General features: G+C 65.9%; 29 protein-coding genes and 1 pseudogene. 9 read left to right on the top strand and 21 right to left on the bottom strand.

Annotated features, from left to right (window positions below):
• Window positions 1–15 precede the first annotated feature (15 nt).
• From ACHMXB_RS12855 to ACHMXB_RS12800, 12 genes are all read right to left on the bottom strand, one after another.
• The gene (locus ACHMXB_RS12855) at window positions 16–441 is read right to left on the bottom strand and encodes a hypothetical protein (RefSeq protein ID WP_395398801.1); all 426 of its coding nucleotides are present in this window, start codon (window positions 439–441) and stop codon (window positions 16–18) included.
• On the bottom strand, window positions 428–1030 hold the full coding sequence (locus ACHMXB_RS12850) for a Rho termination factor N-terminal domain-containing protein (RefSeq protein ID WP_395398799.1): 603 nt from the start codon (window positions 1028–1030) through the stop codon (window positions 428–430). The genes ACHMXB_RS12855 and ACHMXB_RS12850 overlap by 14 nt, the downstream gene beginning before the upstream one ends.
• A 196-nt stretch (window positions 1031–1226) precedes the next feature.
• Entirely contained in the window at window positions 1227–1454 is a 228-nt protein-coding gene (locus tag ACHMXB_RS12845) for a hypothetical protein (RefSeq protein ID WP_395398797.1), read from the bottom strand.
• Window positions 1451–1999 carry a GAF and ANTAR domain-containing protein gene (locus ACHMXB_RS12840; protein WP_395398795.1) on the bottom strand — a complete coding sequence of 183 codons (549 nt, stop codon included), beginning with the start codon at window positions 1997–1999 and terminating at the stop codon, window positions 1451–1453. Before ACHMXB_RS12840 ends, ACHMXB_RS12845 begins: the two co-directional genes overlap by 4 nt.
• A gap of 317 nt (window positions 2000–2316) precedes the next feature.
• A complete protein-coding gene (locus ACHMXB_RS12835) occupies window positions 2317–3018 on the bottom strand; it encodes a GAF and ANTAR domain-containing protein (protein ID WP_395398793.1) in 702 nt (233 codons plus the stop codon).
• A gap of 289 nt (window positions 3019–3307) precedes the next feature.
• Window positions 3308–3523, bottom strand: a complete 216-nt coding sequence (locus ACHMXB_RS12830) for a CDGSH iron-sulfur domain-containing protein (protein ID WP_395398791.1) — start codon at window positions 3521–3523, stop codon at window positions 3308–3310.
• Window positions 3513–4553 carry a glycosyltransferase family 2 protein gene (locus ACHMXB_RS12825; protein WP_395398789.1) on the bottom strand — a complete coding sequence of 347 codons (1041 nt, stop codon included), beginning with the start codon at window positions 4551–4553 and terminating at the stop codon, window positions 3513–3515. Before ACHMXB_RS12825 ends, ACHMXB_RS12830 begins: the two co-directional genes overlap by 11 nt.
• On the bottom strand, window positions 4550–5620 hold the full coding sequence (locus ACHMXB_RS12820; RefSeq protein ID WP_395398787.1) for an iron-containing redox enzyme family protein: 1071 nt from the start codon (window positions 5618–5620) through the stop codon (window positions 4550–4552). The genes ACHMXB_RS12825 and ACHMXB_RS12820 overlap by 4 nt, the downstream gene beginning before the upstream one ends.
• A gap of 108 nt (window positions 5621–5728) precedes the next feature.
• Window positions 5729–6154 carry a MarR family winged helix-turn-helix transcriptional regulator gene (locus tag ACHMXB_RS12815; protein WP_395398785.1) on the bottom strand — a complete coding sequence of 142 codons (426 nt, stop codon included), beginning with the start codon at window positions 6152–6154 and terminating at the stop codon, window positions 5729–5731.
• A 6-nt stretch (window positions 6155–6160) separates the two neighbouring features.
• On the bottom strand, window positions 6161–6802 hold the full coding sequence (locus ACHMXB_RS12810) for a DUF3618 domain-containing protein (RefSeq protein WP_395398783.1): 642 nt from the start codon (window positions 6800–6802) through the stop codon (window positions 6161–6163).
• Window positions 6799–7230 (bottom strand): phage holin family protein, encoded by a 432-nt coding sequence (locus ACHMXB_RS12805; RefSeq protein ID WP_395398781.1) that lies wholly within the window; start codon window positions 7228–7230, stop codon window positions 6799–6801. The genes ACHMXB_RS12810 and ACHMXB_RS12805 overlap by 4 nt, the downstream gene beginning before the upstream one ends.
• Complete coding sequence (locus ACHMXB_RS12800) at window positions 7227–8114, bottom strand: hypothetical protein (RefSeq protein WP_395398779.1); 888 nt, start codon at window positions 8112–8114, stop codon at window positions 7227–7229. Before ACHMXB_RS12800 ends, ACHMXB_RS12805 begins: the two co-directional genes overlap by 4 nt.
• Before the next feature lie 138 nt (window positions 8115–8252).
• On the opposite strand from ACHMXB_RS12800, the gene ACHMXB_RS12795 reads away from it, so the two are divergent.
• The gene (locus ACHMXB_RS12795; RefSeq protein ID WP_395398777.1) at window positions 8253–8525 is read left to right on the top strand and encodes a GlsB/YeaQ/YmgE family stress response membrane protein; all 273 of its coding nucleotides are present in this window, start codon (window positions 8253–8255) and stop codon (window positions 8523–8525) included.
• A gap of 25 nt (window positions 8526–8550) precedes the next feature.
• The gene (locus ACHMXB_RS12790; protein ID WP_395398775.1) at window positions 8551–10026 is read left to right on the top strand and encodes a YdiU family protein; all 1476 of its coding nucleotides are present in this window, start codon (window positions 8551–8553) and stop codon (window positions 10024–10026) included.
• 5 nt (window positions 10027–10031) lie between these two features.
• Here the strand turns inward: ACHMXB_RS12790 and ACHMXB_RS12785 are convergent, their stop codons facing one another.
• The 6 genes from ACHMXB_RS12785 to ACHMXB_RS12760 form a co-directional block, all read right to left on the bottom strand.
• Window positions 10032–10184, bottom strand: a complete 153-nt coding sequence (locus tag ACHMXB_RS12785; RefSeq protein WP_190242999.1) for a hypothetical protein — start codon at window positions 10182–10184, stop codon at window positions 10032–10034.
• Window positions 10185–10417: 233 nt separating this feature from the next.
• Window positions 10418–11131, bottom strand: coding sequence for a GAF and ANTAR domain-containing protein (locus tag ACHMXB_RS12780; protein ID WP_395398773.1), 714 nt, complete (start codon window positions 11129–11131; stop codon window positions 10418–10420).
• Between the two features lie 533 nt (window positions 11132–11664).
• Window positions 11665–12042, bottom strand: a complete 378-nt coding sequence (locus ACHMXB_RS12775; protein WP_395398771.1) for a VOC family protein — start codon at window positions 12040–12042, stop codon at window positions 11665–11667.
• Between the two features lie 306 nt (window positions 12043–12348).
• A complete protein-coding gene (locus tag ACHMXB_RS12770) occupies window positions 12349–12750 on the bottom strand; it encodes a response regulator transcription factor (RefSeq protein WP_395398769.1) in 402 nt (133 codons plus the stop codon).
• A 194-nt stretch (window positions 12751–12944) separates the two neighbouring features.
• Window positions 12945–13373, bottom strand: coding sequence for a hypothetical protein (locus tag ACHMXB_RS12765; protein ID WP_395398767.1), 429 nt, complete (start codon window positions 13371–13373; stop codon window positions 12945–12947).
• An 838-nt stretch (window positions 13374–14211) separates the two neighbouring features.
• A complete protein-coding gene (locus tag ACHMXB_RS12760) occupies window positions 14212–14403 on the bottom strand; it encodes a hypothetical protein (RefSeq protein ID WP_395398765.1) in 192 nt (63 codons plus the stop codon).
• Window positions 14404–14519: 116 nt separating this feature from the next.
• Between ACHMXB_RS12760 and ACHMXB_RS12755 the strand changes: the two genes are divergently transcribed.
• The 3 genes from ACHMXB_RS12755 (at window position 14520) to ACHMXB_RS12745 (ending at window position 15777) form a co-directional block, all read left to right on the top strand.
• Window positions 14520–14765, top strand: a complete 246-nt coding sequence (locus tag ACHMXB_RS12755; protein ID WP_395398763.1) for a hypothetical protein — start codon at window positions 14520–14522, stop codon at window positions 14763–14765.
• Window positions 14766–14945: 180 nt separating this feature from the next.
• Window positions 14946–15314, top strand: coding sequence for a VOC family protein (locus ACHMXB_RS12750; RefSeq protein WP_395398761.1), 369 nt, complete (start codon window positions 14946–14948; stop codon window positions 15312–15314).
• A 52-nt stretch (window positions 15315–15366) separates the two neighbouring features.
• Complete coding sequence (locus ACHMXB_RS12745; protein ID WP_395398759.1) at window positions 15367–15777, top strand: VOC family protein; 411 nt, start codon at window positions 15367–15369, stop codon at window positions 15775–15777.
• Window positions 15778–15855: 78 nt separating this feature from the next.
• Here the strand turns inward: ACHMXB_RS12745 and ACHMXB_RS12740 are convergent, their stop codons facing one another.
• Window positions 15856–17322, bottom strand: a complete 1467-nt coding sequence (locus ACHMXB_RS12740; protein ID WP_395398757.1) for a sugar porter family MFS transporter — start codon at window positions 17320–17322, stop codon at window positions 15856–15858.
• A gap of 137 nt (window positions 17323–17459) precedes the next feature.
• Between ACHMXB_RS12740 and ACHMXB_RS12735 the strand changes: the two genes are divergently transcribed.
• Window positions 17460–18467: a LacI family DNA-binding transcriptional regulator gene (locus ACHMXB_RS12735; protein WP_395398755.1), complete on the top strand. Its 1008-nt coding sequence runs from the start codon at window positions 17460–17462 to the stop codon at window positions 18465–18467.
• A 59-nt stretch (window positions 18468–18526) separates the two neighbouring features.
• On the opposite strand, the gene ACHMXB_RS12730 is transcribed toward ACHMXB_RS12735, so the two are convergent.
• Together ACHMXB_RS12730 and ACHMXB_RS12725 are read right to left on the bottom strand one after the other, a co-directional pair.
• Entirely contained in the window at window positions 18527–19210 is a 684-nt protein-coding gene (locus ACHMXB_RS12730; RefSeq protein WP_395398753.1) for an SGNH/GDSL hydrolase family protein, read from the bottom strand.
• Window positions 19211–19292: 82 nt separating this feature from the next.
• The gene (locus ACHMXB_RS12725; RefSeq protein WP_395398751.1) at window positions 19293–20945 is read right to left on the bottom strand and encodes a serine hydrolase; all 1653 of its coding nucleotides are present in this window, start codon (window positions 20943–20945) and stop codon (window positions 19293–19295) included.
• A 232-nt stretch (window positions 20946–21177) separates the two neighbouring features.
• Between ACHMXB_RS12725 and ACHMXB_RS12720 the strand changes: the two genes are divergently transcribed.
• From ACHMXB_RS12720 to ACHMXB_RS12710, 3 genes and pseudogenes are all read left to right on the top strand, one after another.
• A complete protein-coding gene (locus ACHMXB_RS12720) occupies window positions 21178–21528 on the top strand; it encodes a metalloregulator ArsR/SmtB family transcription factor (protein WP_395405268.1) in 351 nt (116 codons plus the stop codon).
• Entirely contained in the window at window positions 21525–22265 is a 741-nt protein-coding gene (locus ACHMXB_RS12715) for an aquaporin (RefSeq protein ID WP_395398749.1), read from the top strand. Before ACHMXB_RS12720 ends, ACHMXB_RS12715 begins: the two co-directional genes overlap by 4 nt.
• Before the next feature lie 180 nt (window positions 22266–22445).
• A pseudogene (locus ACHMXB_RS12710) lies at window positions 22446–23812 on the top strand (FAD-dependent oxidoreductase).

Here is a 23812-nt window from a genome sequence, read left to right as displayed (position 1 = left end):
AAGCTCCAGCGCATTCTATTTGCCTCCCACTTCGCAGGTGTACGGTGCCTCTTCGCCGTTGGGGGCGCAGCCGGCGCCCGTTATTTTCCAGCCCGCGTCGGAGGCGGCCAGGAAGATGGTGTCGTTCTCGAACTCCACGAAGGCGTTGCGGCCGAACTGCTCGGTGCCCAGCAGTTTTCCGGGGTCCGTGAATTGGGTCTTTTCCAGCTGGCTCTCGCAAGTGCCCGCGTCACTGGAGCGCGCTGTCTCCTCCCGCGTCTTGGACTGCAGCAGCGAGCACGCCGCCGTCATATCGGAACCGGCCACGTCCTTGTGGAACGCTTCGGCCGCTTCCGCAGCCGCCGTTCCCTCCGGGGCACACCCCGAAAGTGCGCCCCCCGAGAGCACAAGCAGTGCGAGGAGTCCCGCCCGCAGGGCCCGGGCGCCCCTAGGCGTCTTCACGTTCCGGGTTTTCAAGACGGAAGAAGTTGGACTGCGTTCCATCCGTGCGCTGTTCCTGGTAGATGAAATTCAGGCGGCGGCCGTCAAACGTCTTGAACCATTCCTCCCAGCTGACGCGGCGAAGATTGCTGTCGTTGCCGCCAAAATCTATCCGCAGCACGCCCAGGTGGTCGCCGTGTTCCGTGCCTTCAACCGTGGCAGGGGTTCCGCCGCGTTCCTCGGCCCACTGCCTGATGACCTCGTGGTGCGTCGTGGCCAGGCTGCGGCCCTCCCGTTCGGGTTCGTCCTCGGTGGAGGTGACCTCCTGCGAATACTTCAGCGAGCTGGATGATGCGTCTCCGTGCCGGATCTTGCCGCCCTCGGGCCCGGCGCCCAGATCGCCGGCGTCAGCATCGCCGTCGTTGTTGCCTCCGCCCTGGGAACGGGCGCTGGCCACTTCCTGCACGAGCTCCTCTTTGCGCATGCCCGAAGTTCCGCTGATGTTTTCGTCCTTCGCCTCCTGCCGGAGCTCATCCACCTTCATCTCGCGCAGCTCGGTCTCGCTGACATCGGGGGTGTTCGGCGTCTGGTTACCTGGCTTGTCGCTCATGGCAGTTCCTCCTCGTGCAGGACATAACAATTACTAAGGCTACTTATTGTTTAGTCCGTGCCGGGAGCGCCGTCAAGCAGGCCGCGCGGCTGGTGAGGGGGAAGCGGGCCGGGGCGGCGGCGTTAGTACGGCCGTCGTTAAATGCCACGGCGGGACTAACCGTGGGAGCCACGGCCCGTCCTCTCCAGATTTCGCCTCAGAACCCGTGCGAGTTGCCCAGTTCGTAGATCGCGTGGTCCAGCAGGTCCCGCTGGATGGGGCGCAGCATGTAGGAATCGTGCAGGTAGGCCTCTATCTCCATGGCACCGGCGTCGCCACCGATGCTGAAGTAGTGCATCCAGAGCTCGTCGACTTTTAGCTCTGCGTGCCGGAATGCCTTGGCGGTCAGCTCCCGTTGCGCCTCTCCGTCCCCGTCGACGCTCATGGCGTCCGGCTAGGGGGATCCGTCGAAGGTTCGATGATGTCACGGGCCACGTCGCTGACGAGGACTTCCTCCGTGCGCGAACGGGTGATCATGACCTGCAGGGCACCGTGTTCGCTAACCGGCAGCCGTTCCATGAGCATGCCCTTGGCCATGTCGATAAGGCTACGCCTGCGCAGGGCACCCTTCAGGGCTTCGCTGACGTGGGCGGCGCGTTCCCGCGCCTGCAGGTTGGACAGGAAAAGCGCCGCGGGACCAGCCAGGAGGGACAGGACCTGCTCGCTGTGTTCGTCGAAGGCGTGTGGCCGGTCTGCGTAGACTTTCAGGGCTGCAATGGCCTCACGATCGCTTGCCCCGGTCACGTCGGGAACGAGCATCGGGACGCTGATGCAGGACATCAGTCCAAGGCGCGCGCTGGCGTCGCGCCACTCGGGCCAGCGATCGTCCTGGCGGAGATCGTCCACGCGGACAGTACGGGCGCCGGCCCAAGCCGCCAGGCAGGGTCCCTGGCCGAGGTCGTATTGCAGGCGGTCCGCCTCTTCCACCATTCCACCAGGCTGTTCGTCGAGGCCCTGCTGGTTGACCGGCCCTGGGCGTCAATAAGCGTCCCGCCGGCACCGACGCTGCCGGCAAGGGTTTCGTGTGCGGCCTGCGCAATGTTGGCCACCGCCCGGTCAACCACTGGTTCCGTGAGCAGGCGACCCGACACCCGAGCAAAGATGCCGGGCAGTTCGCGGGCCATATGGTGCTTCTGCGTCACGGGCGGGCCTCACATGTCATCGGGATGGAGAACGTCCCTCTGCGAGGTGCGTCCGGCAGGTGCCCTCCATCATTGTCACGGGTCCTGCGGCCCCTGTCGGTGGAACTACTGGTGCTTATCGCCATCTTGGAGTCTCCGCTCCGGAAGCGTCGTGCCGTTCAGGATGTCCGTGGCTATCTGCTTCAGTTGTTGGTTGCTGGACCGCGCCATTTCGTGGAGAACGGCGGCGGCCTCCTCGCGGCTGCCTCGGGTCTGGGCCATAACCAGGCTGAGGGCCGCATCGATCACAGCTCTGGACTGCAATGCCCCGTGCAGCCCTTCGGGGTGGACCGGGGGCCGGTGAACCCGCAGGGCCAGGCGGAGCATGCGTGACAGGGACCCAGCGTACGCTTCCGCCTCGGCGATGGCTGCCGGAGTGAACGTGTCCGTGCTCAGGGCATAGCAGTTGAGGGCAGCCGCGGCGCCGGGCCCGGCGTCGATCGGGACGGCAAGGATGGAGGCGACGCCGTCGTGTGTGACCGCCTGCGCGTACCGGTGCCACCGTTCGGACGTGGCGAGGTCCTCCACGAGCACCCGCCTGTCTTCCCTTAGCGCCGTGAGGCAGGGGCCGTCGTTGAACCCGTACTGTTCTTCATCCATCCGCTTGGCTCTGTCGCTGCTGCTGGCTACCGTGACGGGCCGTCCGTCGCGCTCCACCGAAATGGCACACAGCATCGGCTCAGTCGTCGCCAGTTTGGCAGCAGAAAAAACAGTCAGCTCGAGGAGGAATTCGTCGAAACCAGGGCTTTCCAGCAAGAGGTCCTGCAACTGCTCCAGTGTAGGCGGGGGGATCTGCCCGGACGTCGGTGGCTGGCCCGGTTCGGCGGCCATCACATGCCTCGATCCACAGGGAACTGGATGTTCCGCTCCATTATTTGGGCCGGATTCAAAGTCCGGAAACGATCGCGGACAGTTAGTGTCCGCGGCCAAAGCGTGACGAAAAAGACGAACGCGACCGGAGGAACCCTGATGTGCAGGATTCCGCTTCTAGCAGGTTGCTTCGCCTCTGGTTCTGAGCCTACTCCCTCCTTTCGGCACAAGATACAACGGGAAAAAATCAGGCATCGGTGCGGAACTTGATGAGCTTGTGGGAGCCGTCGCAGTAGGGCTTGATTGCTGAGGCACCGCACCGGCAGAGCGCAACCGTGGTCCTTTGTCGCGGCACCGGATCGCCGGACGGGGTAACAATCTCGAAGTCTCCCCGGATGAGAATTGGTCCGTCGGGGCATAACACCACGGAGCTGGGGTCGCTTGACTTGATTTCATGATCCATGGGGTGTTCCGTTCTGTTTAGTGCCTTGGGCCTGCTGGATCTTGCCCCCGTGCCTACGCCTGAGCGCGGACGGGGAATGGGCTGCAGTCCTGATCCGGACTCCTGCATAGGGAACCCCGCCGGCAGTGCGAAGAGCCACGGCCAGCCAGACGCAAACCGCCCGTTCGAGGACCCAAAGCGGGGCAAACAAAGCGGTATGGGCCGGGAAGACGGCCGTGCCGCCGTCGCGCCTTCTCCCGCTTTCGGCTATCCCGACGGCGGTGGTGGCCAGTGCGAGGATCCCGAGGGCACGCGGTACTCGCCGTTGTGTGCATAACGCTGCAAGGACCGGCAGCAGCGCAAGCTCGGCCAACAGCCGCGCGGGCTGCGCGAAGTCGTCATAGGCTTGCCGCACGCGCTGCTTTAAGAAGTGGCGGCCGGTGGGCGGCCTGCGGGCAACCAGCAACTGGGGCATCTGCTTTTCGCCGCCGCCGGCGGCGGTGATGGTCCTGATGAGCTCCAGGTTTTCGAAGAGGACTCCCGCGTAGCCGTCCGTGGCCATCAAAGCGGACCGGCGAACTGCGAGCGTGCCGGGGTAGTCTCCGCCGAACGCCCGGTTGATCAGGGTCCTGGATGTGTCCCAGCGTGCGTGCCAAGGCAGCGGGGTGAAGTAATTCTGTGGGCGGACCAGTTCGGCATCATCAAGCGCGGCGAAAGCAGCGGCCAGCCCCTCGCGGGTGTAGCGGACGTCGTCGTCGGCGATCACCAGCCGCTCGGCCGCACTCCGCCTGACGGCTGTCAGGACGGCGGAGACCTTGCCGTTGCCACCACCGGCGGCGTCCGGCGGGAGGTGGCGGACTGACGTTGGGAACAGCGCCCGGTGCCGCGCGAACAGTGCAGCAGGGGAACCGTCGACCACCGTCACGTGCGTCCAGCTGGCGAGTGCAGAAATGTAATCCGCCAGCTCCTCAGCCCCCGAGTCCTCAGCCCAGCGCAGGGGCAGGATGTATTCCGTGTCCGGTCCCGCGGCGGGCACTGACGCCGCGGTCATGCCGCAGCGGGGAGGGACGTCCGTAGGGAGGACCTGCCGTCTTCCCACGCTTCCACAATGTGGGCCGTGAGACGGGCGTCGATGGCAAGGGCAGCCGTCGCGCCGAACAGGATATCCTCGAGGAGTTGCGGTTCTGCCTCCGCGAGCCCCCCTGCGAGGTCGCGGCCGGCGATCTGTTCGTGGACGGCGTCGGCTTCGACGTGCTCGTCGAAGTACTCGGTGACGTCGGTGCCGAATCCGTGCCGCCGGAAGCCCCGGGCGTAGAGGTGGTTAGGCCGGGAAGATGTCATCTCATAGATCGCAAGGTGGCCGGTGATGGCACCGCGCAGTCTGCGCTGCAGGCCGAAGAGCGACATCATGTTCACGGAGGCTAGGGCTATGGCCGGAACGACGTCCGCGTAACTGCCGTAGCGGGAATCGAGCCCCAATCCGTCCATGGTCCTGGCGAACAGCGCGCTATGCATCCGGTGCGGGCGTCCGCCCCCGTACTCGTCCGCCTGAATTTCCACCAGAGCGGCCTTGGGGCGCCCTGCCAGCCTTGGGATTGCCCAGGTGTGGGGATCGGCTTCCTTGAGTTGGTAGACGGATTTGTGAATGAGGAATTCCGCCAGCTGTTCAACCGTCGCCTTCTTGGCCACGTAACGCGAGAGGCTGGGTCCGCCGTCCTGCGCAGCCAGTGCAAACAGCATGTCCGCCACTGCGTCGCTGTCCGGTTTGCCTTCCGCGGCAACGCGCTCGCTGGTTGCTGGCGCGGGCACTGCGGCCTCGAGAGCAGCCGAGCGCAAGGCCTGTTCGAAGGGTCCTTCCAAGAGCCGGCGGACGGCGATCAGCCCGGGCTCCCATTCCCAGGCGTCATCCACGCCCTCGAGCCCTCCGTAGTGCAGCTCGTAGAGGCAAAACAGTGCGAGCTGCAAATCGTCGTCGCTGAGGATGTCATCCGTTAGCGTCACTGTTTTGGCGACGAGGCTGAGCAGTTCTGATTGTGCTGCCGGATCTGCTCCTGGCAGGCCAGCCAGAAGGTCGGTGAGCTCGGCGCTGACAGGACCGCGCGGTTCAGGTAATTGCATGGTTCTCCTAGGCCAGCGGCAGCGGTGCAGCTGGCGGGTAAATCGGTCGGTTGGTCAGCTGTTTCGAAGATTGTGGGCCCGGGCGGACAGGGCTAACAGAGCGGAACGCTACATCCGCAGGTCGCGGATGTAGCGTTCCAGGTCGTGGCGCAGGGCGGATTCCGTATCCGGCCTGCCCTGCGTGAGCCCCCGGACGAGGGCTTCCGCGGTGGCCAGTACGTGGCGGCCGTCGTTCGTGAGCCGGACGTCGGTATAGCGCCGGTCGTCGCTGCGTTCCCTGCTCAGGAAGCCAAGGCCCTGAAGGCGGCGTATCACCCTGCCCAGGCTTTGCTTGCTTACGCAAAGCAAGGCGGCCAGATTGGAGACGGAGACGGGCTCGAGGTCCGCCACCGCCTCCAGCACATCCAGTGATCCCTTGGTCAGGCCCAGGTGAGCGAGGTTGCGGTTGATCCGCAGCTCATCCAGGCGGGCAGCGATGCTGAGGAGCCGGTGCGTTGGCCAACGTTCCGGTCCTGCCGAATGAGCCAGGCTCATGCCGGCTCACGTGTTCTGGACGTGGTCCTTGGCGTCCGTGGCGGTGGCTTTGACGTCGGAGGCTGCGGTTTGGCCTTCGTCCTTGACGTGCTGGGCGGCGTCGGTGGCGGTGGCCTTGACGTTTTCCATGGCGTCCTGGGCGGGTTCCTTCCAGCCTTGGGCCATGTCCTTTGCGGCCTCGGTGAGCTGGCTGGTCATGGGTTCGGCCGCGGTCTTGAGGGCGTCGGCGGCTTCGCGTTCCTTCTGGCTTGCCGGGATCAGGGAGGAGACGAGCAGCCCGGCGCCGAAGGCGATGAGTCCGGCGGCGAGGGGGTTGCCCTGGGTTTTCGCGGCGACCTGGTGGGGTGCGTCGGCGATCGCTTCGCCGGCGCCGTGGAGGGCGTTGCCGGCGGCGTCGGTGGCCTGGTGGACCCCGCCGCTGGTGGTGTGGGCGGCGTGGTGGAGGCTGCCGGAGGTGCTGTGGGTGGCGTGTTCTGCGGTGCCCATGATTTTGTCCTTTACTCCGAAGACGGCGTCCTTCACCTTGTCCGTTTGGCGGTGGACGATGTTGGAGGGGGTGACTTTGTCGGCGACGGCGTCCACGTTGGTGCCGAGGCGGTTGCGGGTTGCTTCGATGTCGGCGCGGATGGCGTCCGGGTTATCACTCATCGGTGGTCTCCGTTCGGTTTGAGCGTGGGCGGGATTTCCTTGGCTGTCTCCATGGTCTGGGGCATGCCTTTGATGGCTTTGAGTTCCTTGCGTCCGATGGAGGCGAGGATCGCGGCGATGATGCCCCAGATGATGGCGACGACGACGGCGGACCAGCCCAGGCCCATGAGCTCGCCGAGGGCGTACCAGAGGGCGATGGAGAGGAACAGGAGCACGAAGTGCCCGGCGACGCCGGCGCCGGCGAGCATGCCGCCGCCCTTGCCGGCGCGGGTGCCGGACTGTTTGAGTTCGGCTTTGGCGAGTTCGATTTCCTGCCGGATCAGGGTGGACAGGTCCCGGGTAACCTCACCAAGGAGATCACCGAGGGAGGTGGTATCGGCCTTCGCGTGCGCCGCCGTGGGAGGTGTATCGGGGATCTGGCTGCTCACAGGGGACGCCCCCCACCCTCGGTATACGGGTCCTCGGGATCGCGCAGCGGGACCCCTGCCGAACCGGGTGCGTCAAAGCCGGGACGGGCGGGTTCGCCGTATACGGTCTCGGCGTAGGTGGTCGGGGAGGCCTGCGGTGCGTCATACAGCGGTGCGCCGGTGGCCCCCGGGAGGGTGGTTTCCGTGGCCGGAGGCTGGACGGGGTACTGCGGAACTGTGCCCGTGTATCCGGCGCCGGCCGCGGTTCCCGTCTCGGGGGCGCCGGCCTGCAGGCTGCGGCCCAGGCGGCCGGCGAGCATGCCCGCGCCTGCCGCGAGGAGCAGGAAGGTGCCGGGGCGCTGGCGGGCGAAGGACTTCACTTCGTCCAGCAGGGAGCCCGGATCCCGGTTGTCCAGCCACGACGCGACCGACTCGGAGCGGTCTGCGGCCTGCCGGATCAGGTCCGCGGCCACGCCCTGCTGGTCCGGTGCGTCGGCCATGGTGCGCAGCTGTGAGGAGATGCTGCGGATGCCCTCGGCGGCCTTGGTCTGCTGGGTGCCGGCCTGGCTGGTCAGGTCCGACTTCGCCTGGTGCAGCAGGTCCTTGGCGCTGTTCTTCGCCTCGTAGGCGACGTTCTTCGCCTCTGTCTTGGCCGTCTCGGCAACGTTCTGGGCGGCGCCCGCTGCGTGGCCGGCAACATTCGCGGCCTCTTCCTTGGCCACGTCCTTCTTCGAGGTGTCGTCCTGGTAGCCGGTGGTGCCTGTTCCTACCGTGCCCGGGTAGTCAGTCGTTTCTGGGTAGCCGGTGGTGCCTGCTCCCGTGCCGAATCCAGTGGTTTCCGCATCGGTGGTGTCCGGGTAGCCTGTGGTGCCCGGGCCGGTGCCGTATGGGTTCTCGGTCATCATTGCTCTCTTTCCTTTGAGGGTTAGCTGCTGCTGATGAACCAGCACCCCGTAATAGTAAGCATGGTTACCATCTAATAGTAAGTAGACTTCCTACATCGCTTCAAAATTTGTTGGATACCAGCAGAAAGGCTGTTGACCATGATTGGATTCATCATCGCCGGGCTCGTTATCGGAGCCCTTGCCCGCCTCATCAAGCCCGGCCGGCAGAACCTCGGCATTGTCGCAACGCTGCTCCTGGGTCTGGCCGGTTCCGTCATTGGCGGCGTTATTGCCAGCCTGCTCGGTACCGGCGACATCTTCGAGCTGAATGTCCTCGGGTTCATCGTTGCCGTTGTCGCCGCCCTTGCGCTGATCGGCGTCGCGGAGTCGCTGGCAGGCCGACGCCGCCGGACACCCACCCGCCGCTTCTGACCCAACGCAAACGTATGCTTGAAAGATGAGCGCTGCAGCCGCATCAACCGTCACATTTGAAAGTCGCTTCGCCACGGAGCTCGCCGAGATGGCCATTCCTTGGAAAGCGGAGGAGGTCCCTGCTCCGCGGTTGCTGGTGCTGAACGAGCCGCTGGCCGCCGAGTTGGGCTTTGACCCGGAGTTCCTGATGAGCGCGGAAGGCCTTCCGCTGCTGATCGGCAATGCAGTGCCCGACGGCGCCACTCCAGTTGCGCAGGCCTACTCCGGCCACCAGTTCGGGTGGTTTGCGCCGAGGCTGGGTGACGGCCGCGCCCTCCTGCTCGGGGAGGTTTCCGACGCCGAAGGCCGCCTCCGCGACATCCACCTGAAAGGTTCCGGCCGTACGCCGTTCGCGCGCGGCGGCGACGGCTTCGCCGTCGTGGGGCCGATGCTGCGTGAATATATCGTCAGCGAGGCGATGCACGCCCTGGGCATTCCCACCACCCGGTCCCTCGCCGTCGTGGCCACCGCGCGTTCCGTCCAGCGGGAGACTGAGTTGCCGGGGGCCGTGCTGACGCGCGTGGCCAGTAGCCATCTGCGCGTGGGGAGTTTCCAATATGCCCGGGTCGCCGGCGACGGGGGGCTCCTGCGCCGCCTTGCCGACCATGCGATCGCCCGCCACTATCCCGGCGCGGCGGAGGCTGACAATCCGTATCTGGCACTATTCGGTGAGGTGGTCAGCGCCCAGGCTTCGCTGGTGGCCCAGTGGATGCTGGTGGGCTTCATCCACGGCGTCATGAACACGGATAACATGGCCATCTCCGGTGAGACCATCGACTACGGTCCTTGCGCCTTCATGGACGCGTTCGATCCCGCCACCGTCTACAGTTCGATCGACGAGAACGGGCGTTACGCCTACGCCAACCAGCCGCTGATTGCGGAATGGAACCTGACCCGCCTTGCGGAGGCAATGCTGCCGCTGTTCGACGACGACGAGGAGCGTGCGGTCGAACTGGCCCAAGAGTCGCTGGGCGCTTTCCGCCAGCAGTACAGCGCGGCCTGGCTGGCGGGCATGAAGGCCAAGCTCGGGCTGGAGGGAAGCAGCGGCGATGACGAGGCATCGCCGCTGATCGACGAACTGCTCGCACTGCTCCAAAAAGAAAGCGTTGACTACACGGCATTCTTCCGGCGCCTCGGAACGGCAGCCCGCAGTGAGGCCGAGCCCGTTCACACAAGGTTCCCGGACACGTTCAACGAATCCGTTGCTTTTGCTGACTGGACCCGACGCTGGCGGGCACTGAACCCGGACGCGGACATGATGGACCGGGTCAACCCGGCGTATGTGCCCCGCAACCACCTCGTTGAGGAAGCACTCGACGCTGCAACCAATGGTGACCTCGGGCCGCTCCGCCTGTTGCTGGAAGCGGTGACGGACCCCTATAAGGAGCGTCCCGGCTTCGAACGTTACGCAGTGGCGGCGCCGGAAGGCTTTGGTCCCTACCGGACCTTCTGCGGAACCTGACCGGCCTAGGGGCCGGGGTGTACGAGGGTGTCCGCATCCAGCTCGTTCGCCGGGGCATCAGCCAGCCCTTGCGGCGTGAGGTCCAGGTCTTCCAAAGCGGCCATGGCTGCGATCGGCGCGGCATTCAACCCGGCGCCCGGGGCAATGTTGTTAGTCATGGTTCTCTGTCTCCTGAAGTAAGCGGGACGTGCATTGTGGTGCTGACTGGCTATTTTCCTTGGAATTGCCCCGCGCGCCAAAATTGCGCAGAGGGGGAAAATGCTGTACCCGCACTTGGCCGGGCTGGCGCCGAACCTCCGAAGGGAGTTAACGGCCGACGGGGGCTGCCCCCCGCTCGCCGGCCACTGCGGCATGCAGGAAAGCGGTTAAGAAGAGCTTGTATGACGGCCGGTTACAGCTCGCCGCCGGCGATGATGTCGCGGGCGAGCTGGTGCAGCGGCTCATTCCGCTGTCGGGAAGCGCTGATGAGCGTGGCCAGGGCCTGGTCGCGGTTGACGTGGTTGCGCTCCATGACGATGCCGCTGGCAGTTCCGACGGCATCGCGGGCGGTCAGGATACTGACGAGGCCGTCGCTCAGGCGCTGTGCGGCGTCACGGGCCTGGGTGTTGGCAAGCATCAGCGCAGCGGGGCGGGCCAGGAGTTCGATCAGGCGAATGGCTCTGGGATCGAACCCATTGGGCAGCGGAGAGTAGACCTTCAGTGCCCCGATGGCGCCGTCGGGAGTGGACAGCGGGCTGCTGATCACCGAGCGAAGCGGCAAGTCCGCGATGGCACGGCTCCACGCTGGCCATCGGTTGTCGGTGCGGCTGTCCTCAACCACGACGGTTGTCCGCTGGGCCCACGCAGTGAGGCATGGCCCCTGCCGGAGGTCGTACTGGAACTGATCCGCCTGAACGATAGCAGGGTCCGTAGAGGCAGTGCTGGTACGCCGGCCGCGGGTATCCATCAGGCTGACGCCTGCCCCCAGGGTTCCCGGGATCGCTTCCTTGAGGGACTGCGCCAGCGCCGAGACCGCTTCATCGACGGTTTCGTGGGTCAGCAACAGGTCTGCAATCCTGGCGGTGAGGGCCGCCAGTTCGTCGGCCAGCGGCAGGTTGGCATCCATTACGGTCTGCCAAGAGTAGCTGCTGGGACAGGCACGGGCGTTTATTCCTTTCCCGGTAGGTTCGCGGAGTGCCGTCCCCGTGGCCGGCTGCCGCGCCAGAAACTGATAAGACATTATTTCAGCGGAAGGCCCGCACCGCGAGGGGGTGGCGGGTAACGAATTCATGCGTGAACCCTCGGAGTAAAAAATACAGACTGCTTTCCGTCGGCAAGGTTTGTCCGTGACCGTAGGCGTCGGCCGCAGCTCCGAACAGGCCCTGCTCGGGCTGGAAGGTTGCACGCAATGGGTTCGTTCCTTGACGCGGGTGCCGGCCTGGGCGAGACTCGTGATTGAGGAATTGTTGAATTTATGGTTTCCTCAAGGCGCTCCATTGGGGGCCCTCTGCTCCAGCAGGCGCAGAGGGACCGGAGCGCTGCGGGGCAGGTGGCCGCGCGCTCACCGCACAGGGGTTGCGGAATAGGCGGAAAGGGGCCGGAACAGCGCAGTTCCGTCCCCTTTCCGATTCCCGCGGACGTACGCCCGCGCCATGGGAACTACGGACGTTCGAAGAGGCTCAGGATATTGCCCTCACTGTCCAGGAACCAGGCGGCCTTGCCGCCGTCCGTTGTGGCAATGCCGTTCTCGGTCTTCAGCCCGGGAAAGTCGTATTCCTCGAAGACGACGCCGCGGCCCCGCAACTCCTGAACGTCCCGCTCGACGTCGTCCGTCACCCAACCCATTTGGGTATTCTTGGCGCTGCCTGCGTTTTCTGTCTGGTACACCAGGAACCTGGTTCCGTTGCCGCACTCGTACATCACGTTGTCGTCCGCGGGCTCTACGGGCTCCAGTCCCAGCTTGTCCCGGTAAAAATCCTTCGCCCTGCTCACGTCCTTCGCGGGAAGGACGGCGGCGATGGCTGTGTCCTTGAGCATAACAATTCTCTCCTCATTGCACTGATGGCGCTATTGGCCGGATGGCGATGGTCCCCATGTTCGGTGCCGGGCGCGATTTGGCCGTCCGTGCCCGGGCCGCGTCGCCGCCCGTTTCGCCGACAGCCGGGGCGGCCACCTAGGACCCTGCGGCGCCTCGCCAGCATCGCCGGGCGCGAGGGTCCCCGAAGTTTATGGGGACATTATGGAGCCGAAGTGCCACCTGCGGATATAGGGAGCGGAGACAGGAAAGTACGATGCCGGCCGGCCGGTCGCCGCTGCCGGGTGACGGTCGGGCGCGCAGTACGGTCAGGCGCGCGGCTCCAGGCCGTGCGCCGTCAGCGGACCCACGGGACAAAGCCTGTTGGCCGTCTCCGCGAGTTGCCGGGGGCGGAACGGCTTGACCAGGTAGGCCGCGGCTCCCGATGCCATGCCAGCCATTTCGTCGTCGACCTCCGCCCGTGCCGTGATGAACAGCATCGGCGCCTCCGAGCGCGCCCGGATGTGCTGCGCCACCTCCAGCCCGTCCATGTCCGGAAGATTCAAGTCGACCGTAACCAGGACGGGATGGTGTTCCCATGCCGCGGCGACGCCGTCAACGCCGTTGCTAACTGCATGAACGTCAAAACCCAGCCGTGTCAGTATCAGCGCAACAAGATCGCGAATATCCTGGTCGTCCTCGATGACCAGGCAAAGCCCCCGTGAACCCAACGTGCCCCCCGGCCTGTAGTAGGTGTGCACAGTGTAGGGCGAAAACCTCAAGAAGTGCACGGACACGAAAAGCCCCGCGCCATTGTGAAGGCGGCGCGGGGCTTTCCGGAGACTACCATCCGCATGGGGGAATAGGATGGGCCCCCACCAAAGTTACCCGGGGGTAGGTCTGTCCTTCAAATGTACGATCCCGTTCACTCGGGCAGTTCCATCTGGAATCCGCAGGGGCACCTGAGCACGCGGGTGGATAGGTAGACATCCAGGGTATCTTCGGCTGCGCCTTCGGTGGACAGCGGCGCGGACAGCCTGCGGAGCTCGGATCCTGCCCTGGCCATCGGCTGTCCGCAGTGCATGTAGTGCCCGCCGAAGATCAGCACGTCGCCCTTTTGTTCCCGGCGGCCCAACACTGCTGAGAGGTCGGCAACGTGGGCAGGGTGTTCACTAAAGCGCCGGCACCGGCCGCAGGTGTAGGCCACCATGACAACGTCGGCGGGGCAGTCCGGGAGATCCATCACCGATCTGATGGTGAGATGGCGGTCGGTGCCGCAGAGCGCACACATCACAGGCAGGACCCGTTCCCGTCCGGCGCCTTCGGAACGGAAGCCGGGCGATCTGAGCGACATGGTCAACCCGCGTACGGGTAGCTGGCGAGGATGTAGTCGGCGGCGGCCCGACCCTTCATCTTCCGCCTGGTGCCTCGGAGGTTGACTCGACACCGCCGCATGCCCGCGCGGAAGGACGAGTCGGTCCGGGGCGTCAGACCTTGAATCAGGCACCAGCTTGTGTACAGCCCATAAAGGCAGTCCGGCCCCAGCGGGCTGTCGGTGTCGGGAGCAGGGGAGGTTGCGTCGTGAAGGAATTGCTGGAAATGGGAGGTGGCCATGACAGGCTCTTTCCTCAGGTGCGGGATGGCCGCCATGAGGCTATAGCGGCGTAACTTCCGGGCGGTGCACAACGCCGGAAGGGGTTCCTGCAGAAATTCTCAAGGTTCCCGTATCGAACCTACCCTGCAGTAGCACGGTTGTACAGAGGAGCGTCAAGCCTCGGGAGTGCTTCCCGGGATCAGGCTGGCCGTCCGAACGCGCGCAATCGCTGTCAGGGAGACGGCGCTCGCCGCGAGGCGGAGGGCGTTGATGCGGTACCACTTGGCCAGCAGTAGGTGGGGCCGGCGGCGGACTGGGTTAGGCAGCCAGGTCCCGGAGGGTGGACCAAGGGCCACCGCCGCCGGCCTGCTCACAGTTTCCGCGTCCGTCCTTGGAAGAACTTTGGAGCTCCTTGGACCCGCGCGGGGGAGCGGGTGGCCTGCGGATAATTGCCCCAAGGTGCCCCAGCTATTTCCCCATGTCAGCGGGCAATACTGGCTGTGTCCTGAAGGAACGGAAGCCCAGCCCCGAACCGACAGAACTGCCGGGTCCGGACGCACTCCCCCCTCGCGAACCGGGCCCGGCACAACCCAGAACTTCACGGGCGCCAGCTGTAGGGATTGATGTTTGGCCTGCCGGCGCGGTGCGCATCGTACCCCTGCCGCCAAGCCGCCTCCACGGCGGTGACCATCTCTGCCAGGAGCGGATAGTAGGGGTGGTCCGGCCCGATGAAAAGCATCTCCTCGCGCGCCTTTTCAATTGCATCATGGACCGCGTTGCCGTTGGCCATGAGGCATGGTCCCACGCGGGCGGGTCGCGCGCCACAGCGGGGTTGCGGCGGATTCACGGGCATGACACGCGGGCCACGTTCACGGACCGTTAATGCGCAGCTGGTTCTATTGGTGCATGGACGCGAACGCTGGCAATGATCACGACGCCGACCTCCCCGCAGCCTGGGGAACCCTGACCCCGGGGGCGGAGCTGGAACTCCGGAATCAGGTCCGCTCAGGCCGTGCCGGCATCGTCGGTCGCGTGCCTCTTGACGGCTCGGTCGTGTTCGCCTGGATTGACGGGCAGTCTTCACGCAGGCTGCACTTTGCGGGAGATCCGCTGGTCGTCCTGCCGGAGCTGGAGCACACCGAGGCGTTTTAGCGCGGAACCCAGGATCGTGCGGCACTTAAGGTCCCGTGAATTTGTGCCGGGGGCGGGTTTTTGTCGGAGGGCTCTGGAATAGTGCTGTTCGGGGGCAGGTACGCCCGCCTGCAGTAAGCACCTGCGGTAAGTATCGGTGGAAATTCATGGCCCGGAGCGTTCCGGAGACTGGAGCAGCATATGCAACTCGGCGCTTTCTCACTCAGCCTCGCAGTCAAGGACATCGCGGCCTCCGCGGCGTTCTACGAGAAGCTGGGTTTCACCAGATCCGGGGGCGACATTGACCAGAACTGGCTGATCCTGCGGAACGGGCAGACGGTGCTCGGACTCTTCCAGGGCATGTTTGAGAAGAACTCCCTGACCTTCAACCCGGGCTGGAACCAGGACGCGCAGCAGCTCGACTCATTCACCGACGTGCGGGAGCTCCAGCGCCAGCTGAAGGACCAGGGCCTTCCCTTCGTTGCCGAGGCCGGCGACGGGACGGGGCCGGGCAGCTTCATCGTGGTGGACCCCGACGGCAACCCGGTCATCGTCGATCAGCACGTCTGATCCGGGGGTCCACTATAAAGAACCGGGTGTCCATCTAAAGAGGAGAAGGGAAATGTCCAGCAACCCTGAGGATTTTGATAGTACCGTGAACTTCGTCAGCGTCCGGTACATGGTGGACGACGTCGAGGCCGCCGTTGGCTTTTACACGAAGCACCTCGGATTCACTGTAAGGATGAGCGCGGCACCGGCGTTTGCCGACGTCGTCCGCGGCCAGTTGCGTCTGCTGCTGAGCGGGCCCGCCAGCTCGGCGGGCCGGGCAATGCCCGACGGCGCGGTCCCGGGACCGGGTGGATGGAACCGGATCCATCTCGTGGTGAGCGACATCGCCGCCGAGGTCGACAGGCTGCGGGCCGCGGGTGTTCCGTTCCGGAACGACATTGTTAAGGGACCGGGCGGCCAGCAGATTCTGCTGAAGGACCCGGCCGGCAACGTTGTGGAGCTGTTCCAGCCCGCCGACAGGTAGACGCCGGGAAACGCAGAAGCCCCGCCCGCGGGATTCGGTTGAATTCAGCGGGCGGGGCCTGTGCAGTGATGAGGGCTGTTAGTGCGCCGTCGTCGCCGGGGTCTTGTGCACCAGGTAGATGGCGCCGGTGGTGACGTCCTCCTCGAGTGCTTCGAGGGTGCGGCCGCGGGTTTCCGGCACCTGTGTGTAGATGAAGATCAGGGCCAGGATGCCCACCACGCCGAACATGAAGAACGTTCCGGTGATGCCGACTGATGCCACCAGGGTGGGGAAGAACAGGCCCAGGAAGGCGTTGGCGATCCACAGGCAGAAGATGGAGACGCCGATCGCGAAGCCGCGGATGTGCAGCGGGAAGATCTCGGAGAGCATCACCCAGACGGCGATGTTCAGGAACGTCTGCATGGAGCCGACGAAGGCGACCACCAAGAAGAGGATCACGAAGGGCCGGGCCGGGTTGCCGACGGGCAGCGCGATGGAGGCGATGCCGATCAGGAAGTGGCAGATGGTGGTCAGCGTAAACCCGAGGAGCAGGGTGGTGCGGCGGTTGACGCGCTGCATCATGGTCAGTGCGATGACGCCGCCGACGACCGCGATGACGCCGGGAGCGATGTTGGCGATGAGGGCGGCGCGGGAGTCGAAGCCGGCCTCAACCAGCACGGACTGGCCGTAGTACATGATCGAGTTGATGCCGGTCAGCTGTTGGGCCACGCCCAGGCCGATGCCGACGAGCAGGATGCGCAGGATCCACTTGTTCTTCAGCGCGCCCCAGCCGGAGAGGTTCATTTCTTTTTCCTCGTCGGCGAGGTGCTTGACATCGGCCATCTCGGCTTCGGCGCGGTCGGAGGAGCGGATGGTCTTGAGCACGGCCAGGGCGTCCTGGGTGCGGCCCTGGGAGATGAGCCAGCGCGGGGATTCGGGCATCCGGAGCATGCCCAGGAACAGGGCAACTGCGGGCACCGCGGCTACTGCGAGCATGATGCGCCAGACGCCGCCAAATTCGCTCCAGAGGTTGCCGATGACGGCGTTCACAGCGAATGCGGCGAGCTGGCCGATGACGATCATGAGCTCGTTGCGGCCGGCGAGGGAGCCGCGGATCTCATAGGGTGCGAGTTCCGCCAGGTATACGGGAACCACTGAGGAGGCGCCGCCGACGGCGAGGCCGAGGATGACGCGGCCGATGACCATGACCTCGAAGTTCGGCGCGAACACGCAGGACAGCGCGCCGACGAGGAACAGGATGGCCAGCAGGATGATGGTCTTCCGGCGGCCCCAGGTGTCGGAGAGCCGGCCGCCGCCGACGGCGCCGGCGGCAGCGCCGAACAGCAGCGAGCTGGTCACGATGCCCTCGGTGATCGGGGTGAGGCCGAGATCGGCGGTCATGGGCCGGAGCGCGCCGTTGATGACACCCGTGTCGTAGCCGAACAGTAGGCCGCCGAATGTCGCCACAGTGGCGACCATGCCGAGGCGCTTGCGGTGCGGGCCGTTCGTGAGCGGCGGCAGCGAGGGCGTGTGCGCGCCGTCGCGCTGGGCTTGGGTTGCAGACATAAGGACTCCCTTGTCTCAATTTTGCGGGACGTGTGCCCGCTGTCACACCCAAGACTAACGCGCGAAAGGTTTAAATGTAAGGTCAAACTTACAAATGGCTGAATTTCTCCGATTTCCCGCCGTGGGAGGATGGCCGTATGAGCATCCAGCGGCAGCACCGGCCCGCCACCCAGGCTGATGTTGCGCGGGAAGTCGGAGTCTCCCGCACGCTGGTCTCCTTCGCCTTCCGTGACGCTGCCGGCGTCAGCCCGGAGACCAGGCAGGCGATCTTCGACGCCGCCAAGCGTCTGGGATACCGGCACAATGCGGCTGCGGCCGCCCTGGCCAGCAAGTCCCGGACCGCCGTCGGGCTTTACCTCCTGGACCTCCGGAACGAGGTGTACTCCGATGTCCTCAACGGGGTGCGGCTGGCGCTGCCGCAGGCAGGCAACCGGCTCATTCTCAGCGTTTCCCGCTCCATCGGCGGCGTGGACCAGGGCGCTATGGACTCACTCATCGAGGCGCGGGTGGGGATCATCATTGCCGCTGCGCTGCTGGATCCCGACGAGCGGGTCCGGGAACTGGCGCAGATCATCCCGGTGGTGAGTGTAACCCGCCGCGTGGAGGGTGTGGACAGTGTGTACCCGGACGACCGCGCCGGGGCGAGGGCCGCCGTCGAACACCTCCTCGGGCTGGGGCACACGCGGATCGCGCACATGGCCGGGCCGCCCTTTGACGGCCATACCGTCCGCCGGGAAACCTACGAGCAGATGATGCGGGACGCCGGCCTGGCCCCGCAGACCGTGGCGGCGGACGACTTCACGCAGGAGGCCGCGGAGCGTGCGGCGGCGGAGCTGCTGGCCGGGCCGGACCGTCCGACGGCCGTGTTCACGCACAACGACCAGTTCGCGCTGGGCGTCCGCGAAGCCGCGTATGCGGTGGGGCTGGCGATCCCCGGGGACCTGTCGCTCGTGGGCTACGACGATTCACGGACGGCCCGGCTCCGCGGGATCGACCTGACCTCGGTGGACCTTCATGCCGTGGAGCTGGGAACAACCGCCGGACGTGTGGCCCTCGAGCGGCTCAACGATCCGGGCGCCCCCGTCGCGGACGTGACCAGCACGCCCCGGCTGGTGGTCCGCAACTCCACGGCCCGTCCCCGCTAGTTCCATGCCTCGGGCAGTTTCCTTGCCTCGAGGTCGGGTTGCTGGACAGCCCCATGAGGTCAGGTGCCGCCGACGACCGCTGACCGCGGCACCTGGCGTGTTCCGTCCAGCAGTGCTGTGATGGCCGACGCGATTTTGGCGCCTCCTTGGACGGAGGGTTCAATCGCGTTCGCGTAGTCGCCGTCGTCGTTGCAGATGAGCCGGAGGTCAAGCAGGCCGATGCCCCGGGAGAACGCAGCCCGCGTGACGGAGTCATTGAAGACCGTGAGGGCGGTCCTGATCATCCGGTAGAACGGCCCGGAGGAGGGTGTGTCGTAGATGGTGCATACCGCTGCGGGCAGCCCCGTCGCTGCGATCGCGACGGCCATCGACTCATAGTCGGCGGCGAACCGCGCCTGCGCGTCGGCGAACATGTCGAGGGCTTCCGCCACGGAGCGGGCAGGGGCTTCGAGGAGGTCGGCGAAGCGGAGCGCGTCATTGCCGCCCGCGCTGACCACGAGGTGCGTAGCGTCGTCGGGAAGGGCAATGAGTTGGCGGCGGACTCCGGCGATTACGTCGCCGTCGACCGCCAGCAGCGTGGCGTTCCAGCCCGCAGGAAGCTCGCCGCGCAACTGCTCCACGACGTCGGGCCCGTCATTGACGTACGCCTTGTTGTCGAAAATCGAGTCACCGAGCAGTACAACATGGCCCGGGGTTGATCCCGCGTGGGACGGCCATGGGGTGGCGCCGGTGCTGCTGGTCATGCCGCATCGTTGCACGAAACTCGGCCGGTGGCGAGGGGCGGCAGGGTGGCCACGCCGGCAGGTGCCCTGGGAGTTCCCGCTCCTAGCCCTTTGACGTCCGCGTGAATGTTCCCAGCCCGGTTCTGTCGTAGAAGTCCAAGGTGACCCTTGGCGATGTGCCGCGGACTGGTGCCGCAAACAGTGCCCCGGCCAGGCCGTTGGCGTTCTCTCCGATGGATTCGAAGCTGAAGGTGTCGCCGTCGAAGTGGGTGAGCGGGAATGTCGTGGGACCGCCGGAGGGTCCCATTCTCATGGCCAGCTTGCCGCCCTGCTCGAGGACCACAAGGGTGCCGTAGTAGGTGTTCCCGTAGGTGCCCGTGTAGGCGCCATTTGCCTTGGCAGGAGAAGCGCCCGTCGGAGCCGTGGTGTAGTCCACCTTGGGTTTCTCGGAGTCATCGATCTGTTTGAAGACGCCGGCGGTGAAGGCGAGCCAGTCCACCGTGGGATATCCGTGCTGCGCAGCATCCAGGAAGCCGGCCGTGATGGCTTCAGGAATCCCCTGCGGCCTTCCGTTGGTCAAGGCCACAATGGCCAGTTGTTCACCCGGAAGCATGGAGACGGCGGTGGCGGCACCGAGGTTGAATGCCCCGGAGTGTCCAACCTGGAGGCGGGCCTGATCATCGTAGGAGACGTTCCAGCCCAGCCCATAGAAACGGGAGCGGGCAGCCGGTGCTGACGCCGGTCCGGAAACCGTATGGGGAACGTGGGTTGTTTGGAGGGCATCTGCATCAATGACGGGCTTGCCCTCGTAACTGCCCTTGCCGAGTTGCAGCCGCAGCCATTTGGCCAGGTCCCGCACCGATGAACTCGCGCCCCCGGCCGGGGCCTCGGAATCGGCATCGCGTCGGTGTTTCGCTGCCCACACCTTGTCCCCGAGCGGGACATGAATGGTTGCTCTGTTGGACGCTTTCTCGTAGGCAGAGTGGCGGTAACTGCTGGCGGACATGCCCAGCGGCCCGAACAGAATCTCGTCGGCCAGATCCTCCCACGACATTCTCATCGCATCAGCTGCTGCCTGGCCGCCTTCCGTGTAGCCGAAATTGCTGTAGTTGTAACTGGACCGGAACGTGTCGAGGGGCTCCTGCTTGAGGTGCCCGAGGATGTAGGCACGATCGAATCCGAGGTCTTCCAGCAGGTCGCCCGACCCTGTTTTCAGTCCGGTGCGGTGTGACAACAGATCGGCAAAGGTCGCATTCCGCGTGACGTAGTCATCCTTGAGCGCGAAGTTCTTGTTGTGTTCGATGACGCGGTCGGTCCAGTGGATCACTCGCCGCCCCACCACTCCTGCCACCACAGTGGACGCCATGGGCTTGGACACGGATGCCAGCTGGAACACCGTGTCGGGACTTATCTCCTCGGGTTTGCCGACCTCCCGCACCCCAAATCCTTTGGAGTACACCACCTCGTCCTGATACACCACGGCCACGGCCATTCCCGGCAGTCCGGTCTGTTCCATGGCATTCCGGATCAGTCCGTCGAGCTGCGCCAAGGCATTTGTGACTTTTGGCCTGTCCAGCAGCGGTGCGAGCTGTCCCGGCGGGGCGGGGAGCAGGGAGGCCGAACCCGATGGCGTAGCCACCGTGGGGACGCCCGTGCAAGCGGCCAGCAGGGGTGCTCCGGCAAGACCGGCCGCCCCGGCCCCCGCTGCCATCAGCACAGCACGCCGGCTTGGAAAATCAGAACTGATCTTGTCCATGAGTGCCCCCTAGATCCGTCATGCCATGGGCGCTGACGGCCGGTGCGAGCCTTGCCGCTCCTCTCTATAGTGGACCCCGCACCCGAAGCCAGCAATGGCTCGCGGAGCTGCGAGTTTTTGTCCATTTGTGGCGAGATAAGTGCGCTCGAACTCGCGACAAGTGGACAAAAACTCAACCCCTGGAGACGGCCTTGCTTAAGACATAGATGAGTGTAAATATTTACGTGTGTCTATGAATTTGGAACTCACGCCGGTCCAGACGGTTGCCTGCTGTTCGCCGCTGTCCAGGGAACCCTTGTCTGCGTCCGAGGCGGAAGGCATTGCGCCGCTGCTCAAGGCGCTGGCGGACCCGGTGCGGCTGCGGCTGATGTCGCTGGTGGCCTCGCATGAGGGCGGGGAGGCCTGCGTCTGCGACCTGAACGGCGCCTTCGATCTCTCGCAGCCCACCATTAGCCACCACCTGAAGATCCTTCACGCAGCCGGCCTCTTGGAGCGGGAAAAGCGCGGGGTATGGGTGTACTACCGGGCGCGGACCGACGCCCTGGCGAACCTTGCCACCTTGATCGGGGGCCAGAGCAAATGAGCACGCTGGCACGCCGCGCGGCAGCCGAGTTCACCGGTACAGCATTTCTGGTCATGGCCGTCGTCGGCTCCGGCGTGATGGCGTCACGGCTGTCACCGGACGACGTCGGGCTGCAGCTTTTGCAGAACAGTTTCGCCACAGGCGCGGCACTGGTCGCGCTGATCGTGGCGCTCCAGCCGGTTTCGGCGTCGTTCAATCCGGTGGTGACCCTGGCCGAGCGGCTGCTGGGCGTGCTGGACACCCGGACCGCGGCGGGACTGATCGCGGCCCAGTTCGCGGGCGGCCTGGCCGGCACCGTCCTGGCCAACCTGATGTTCGGGCTGGACGCCGTGACATTCTCAAGCCATGAACGGATTGGCGCCGGGCTTTGGCTGGGCGAAGTCATCGCCACGGCGGGGCTGCTGGTCATCGTGTTCGGCACCCTCCGCTCGGGCCGGGCGGACCGGGTTGCCTTCGCCGTCGGCGGCTACATCACCGCGGCCTACTGGTTCACCAGTTCCACCAGCTTCGCCAACCCGGCCGTGACCGCCGCCCGGACCGTCACGGACACCTTCGCGGGCATCGCCCCGGCGTCGGCGCCCGCCTTCATCCTGGCCCAGCTGCTCGGCGGTGCCGTGGGGTTCGTGCTGGTGCGTGTCCTGTATCCGGCGCCGGCAGCGCTTGCGCGCGCCAACCTTTTGCCGGCCCACGATGAGCCGGCCAACGAGTACCCGCTGGCCAAAGACCAATCCCGCTAGCAAAGGGGAGGGGGTGAAGGGATGAGCACCGGCTGCTGCGACGACGAGTGCTGCGAGGACGGCCAGGACTGCTGCTGACCGCTCCGGCACACCAGAACATCCACGCGCCTGCCCGCCAACACGACGGGCAGGCCACACAACGGCCCTCATGGCCGAATGAACACACGAAACGAGGACAGCATGACAGCACTGGAATCCCTCCCGGTCGCCGTGGTCGGAGGCGGGCCGGTGGGCCTGGCCGCCGCAGCGCACCTGCTCGAACGCGGCCTGGAACCGCTCGTGCTCGAGGCCGGGCCGGCGGTGGGTGCTGCTATCCGGGAATGGGGCCATGTCCGCGTGTTTTCCACCTGGCGATACAACGTCGACGCCGCCGCCGTGCGGCTGCTGGAGCGCCACGGCTGGGAAGCGCCCCGCCCCACCGCACTCCCGCACGGGGCGCAGGTCGTTTCCGACTATCTCGAACCCCTGGCTGCAACTCCGGAACTCTCCGGACGCATCCGCACCGGAATAAAGGTCCTCGCGATCACCAGACGGAACCTGGACAAGGGCCGCAGCGCCGGCCGCGAACAAACGCCCTTCCTGCTCCGCGTCAGCACCGCAGGAGGCGGAACGCAGGAGCTCCTGGCGCGGGCCGTCGTCGATACCTCCGGGACCTGGACCACCCCGGCGCCGCTGGGCACCTCCGGTCTGCCGGCCACGGGCGAGCCGGAGGCACGCGCGGCGGGCCTGATCACGGGGCCCCTGCCCGACGTCGAACGTGACGGATTCGCTGGCCGGCGGACGCTCGTCGTCGGGTCCGGCCACTCGGCGGCGAATATGGTCCTGGACCTTGCCCGCCTTGCCAGGACCAACCCCGGAACCGAGGTGCTGTGGGCCATCCGCGCGGCCGGTCCTTCCCGCGCGTATGGCGGCGGCGACGCCGACCAGCTGCCCGCCAGGGGACAGCTCGGCGCCAGGCTCCGCACCGCCGTCGACACCGGCTCTGTCGAGCTCCTGACCGGTTTTCATACCGACCGCGTTGACATCCTCGATGGGACCTCGCTGCGGGTGCATGCCGCGGACGGCCGCGCCGTGCAGGCCGACAGGGTCATTCCTGCCACCGGCTTCCGTCCGGACCTGTCCATGCTGTCCGAACTCAGGCTGGACCTCGATCCGGCGGTTGATGCGCCCGGGCCATCGGCCCGCTCATCGATCCGGACTTCCACAGCTGCGGCACGGTCCAGCCGCACGGAGCCAAACTCCTGGCCCAGCCGGAAAAGGATTTCTATCTGGCCGGCATGAAGTCCTACGGCCGCGCCCCCACCTTCCTGATGGCCACCGGCTATGAACAGGTCCGCTCCATCGCCGCTGCCCTCGCCGGGGACGCCGAGGCCGCGGACGCCGTCGAACTTGAACTGCCCGAAACCGGCGTCTGCTCGACCGGCATCCCGGCCGCCGGCGCTGACAACGGCGACTCCTGCGGCTTGTCCGAACCCGAACCGGAACCCATCGGTTTCAGTACCGGACTCCGTCACGGCCGCACTGCCCCTGACCGGGCCCTTGATTGA

Source organism: Arthrobacter sp. UC242_113, from assembly GCF_044054585.1.
Taxonomy (GTDB): domain Bacteria; phylum Actinomycetota; class Actinomycetes; order Actinomycetales; family Micrococcaceae; genus Arthrobacter.
This window is presented reverse-complemented; position numbering and strand designations above follow the sequence as displayed.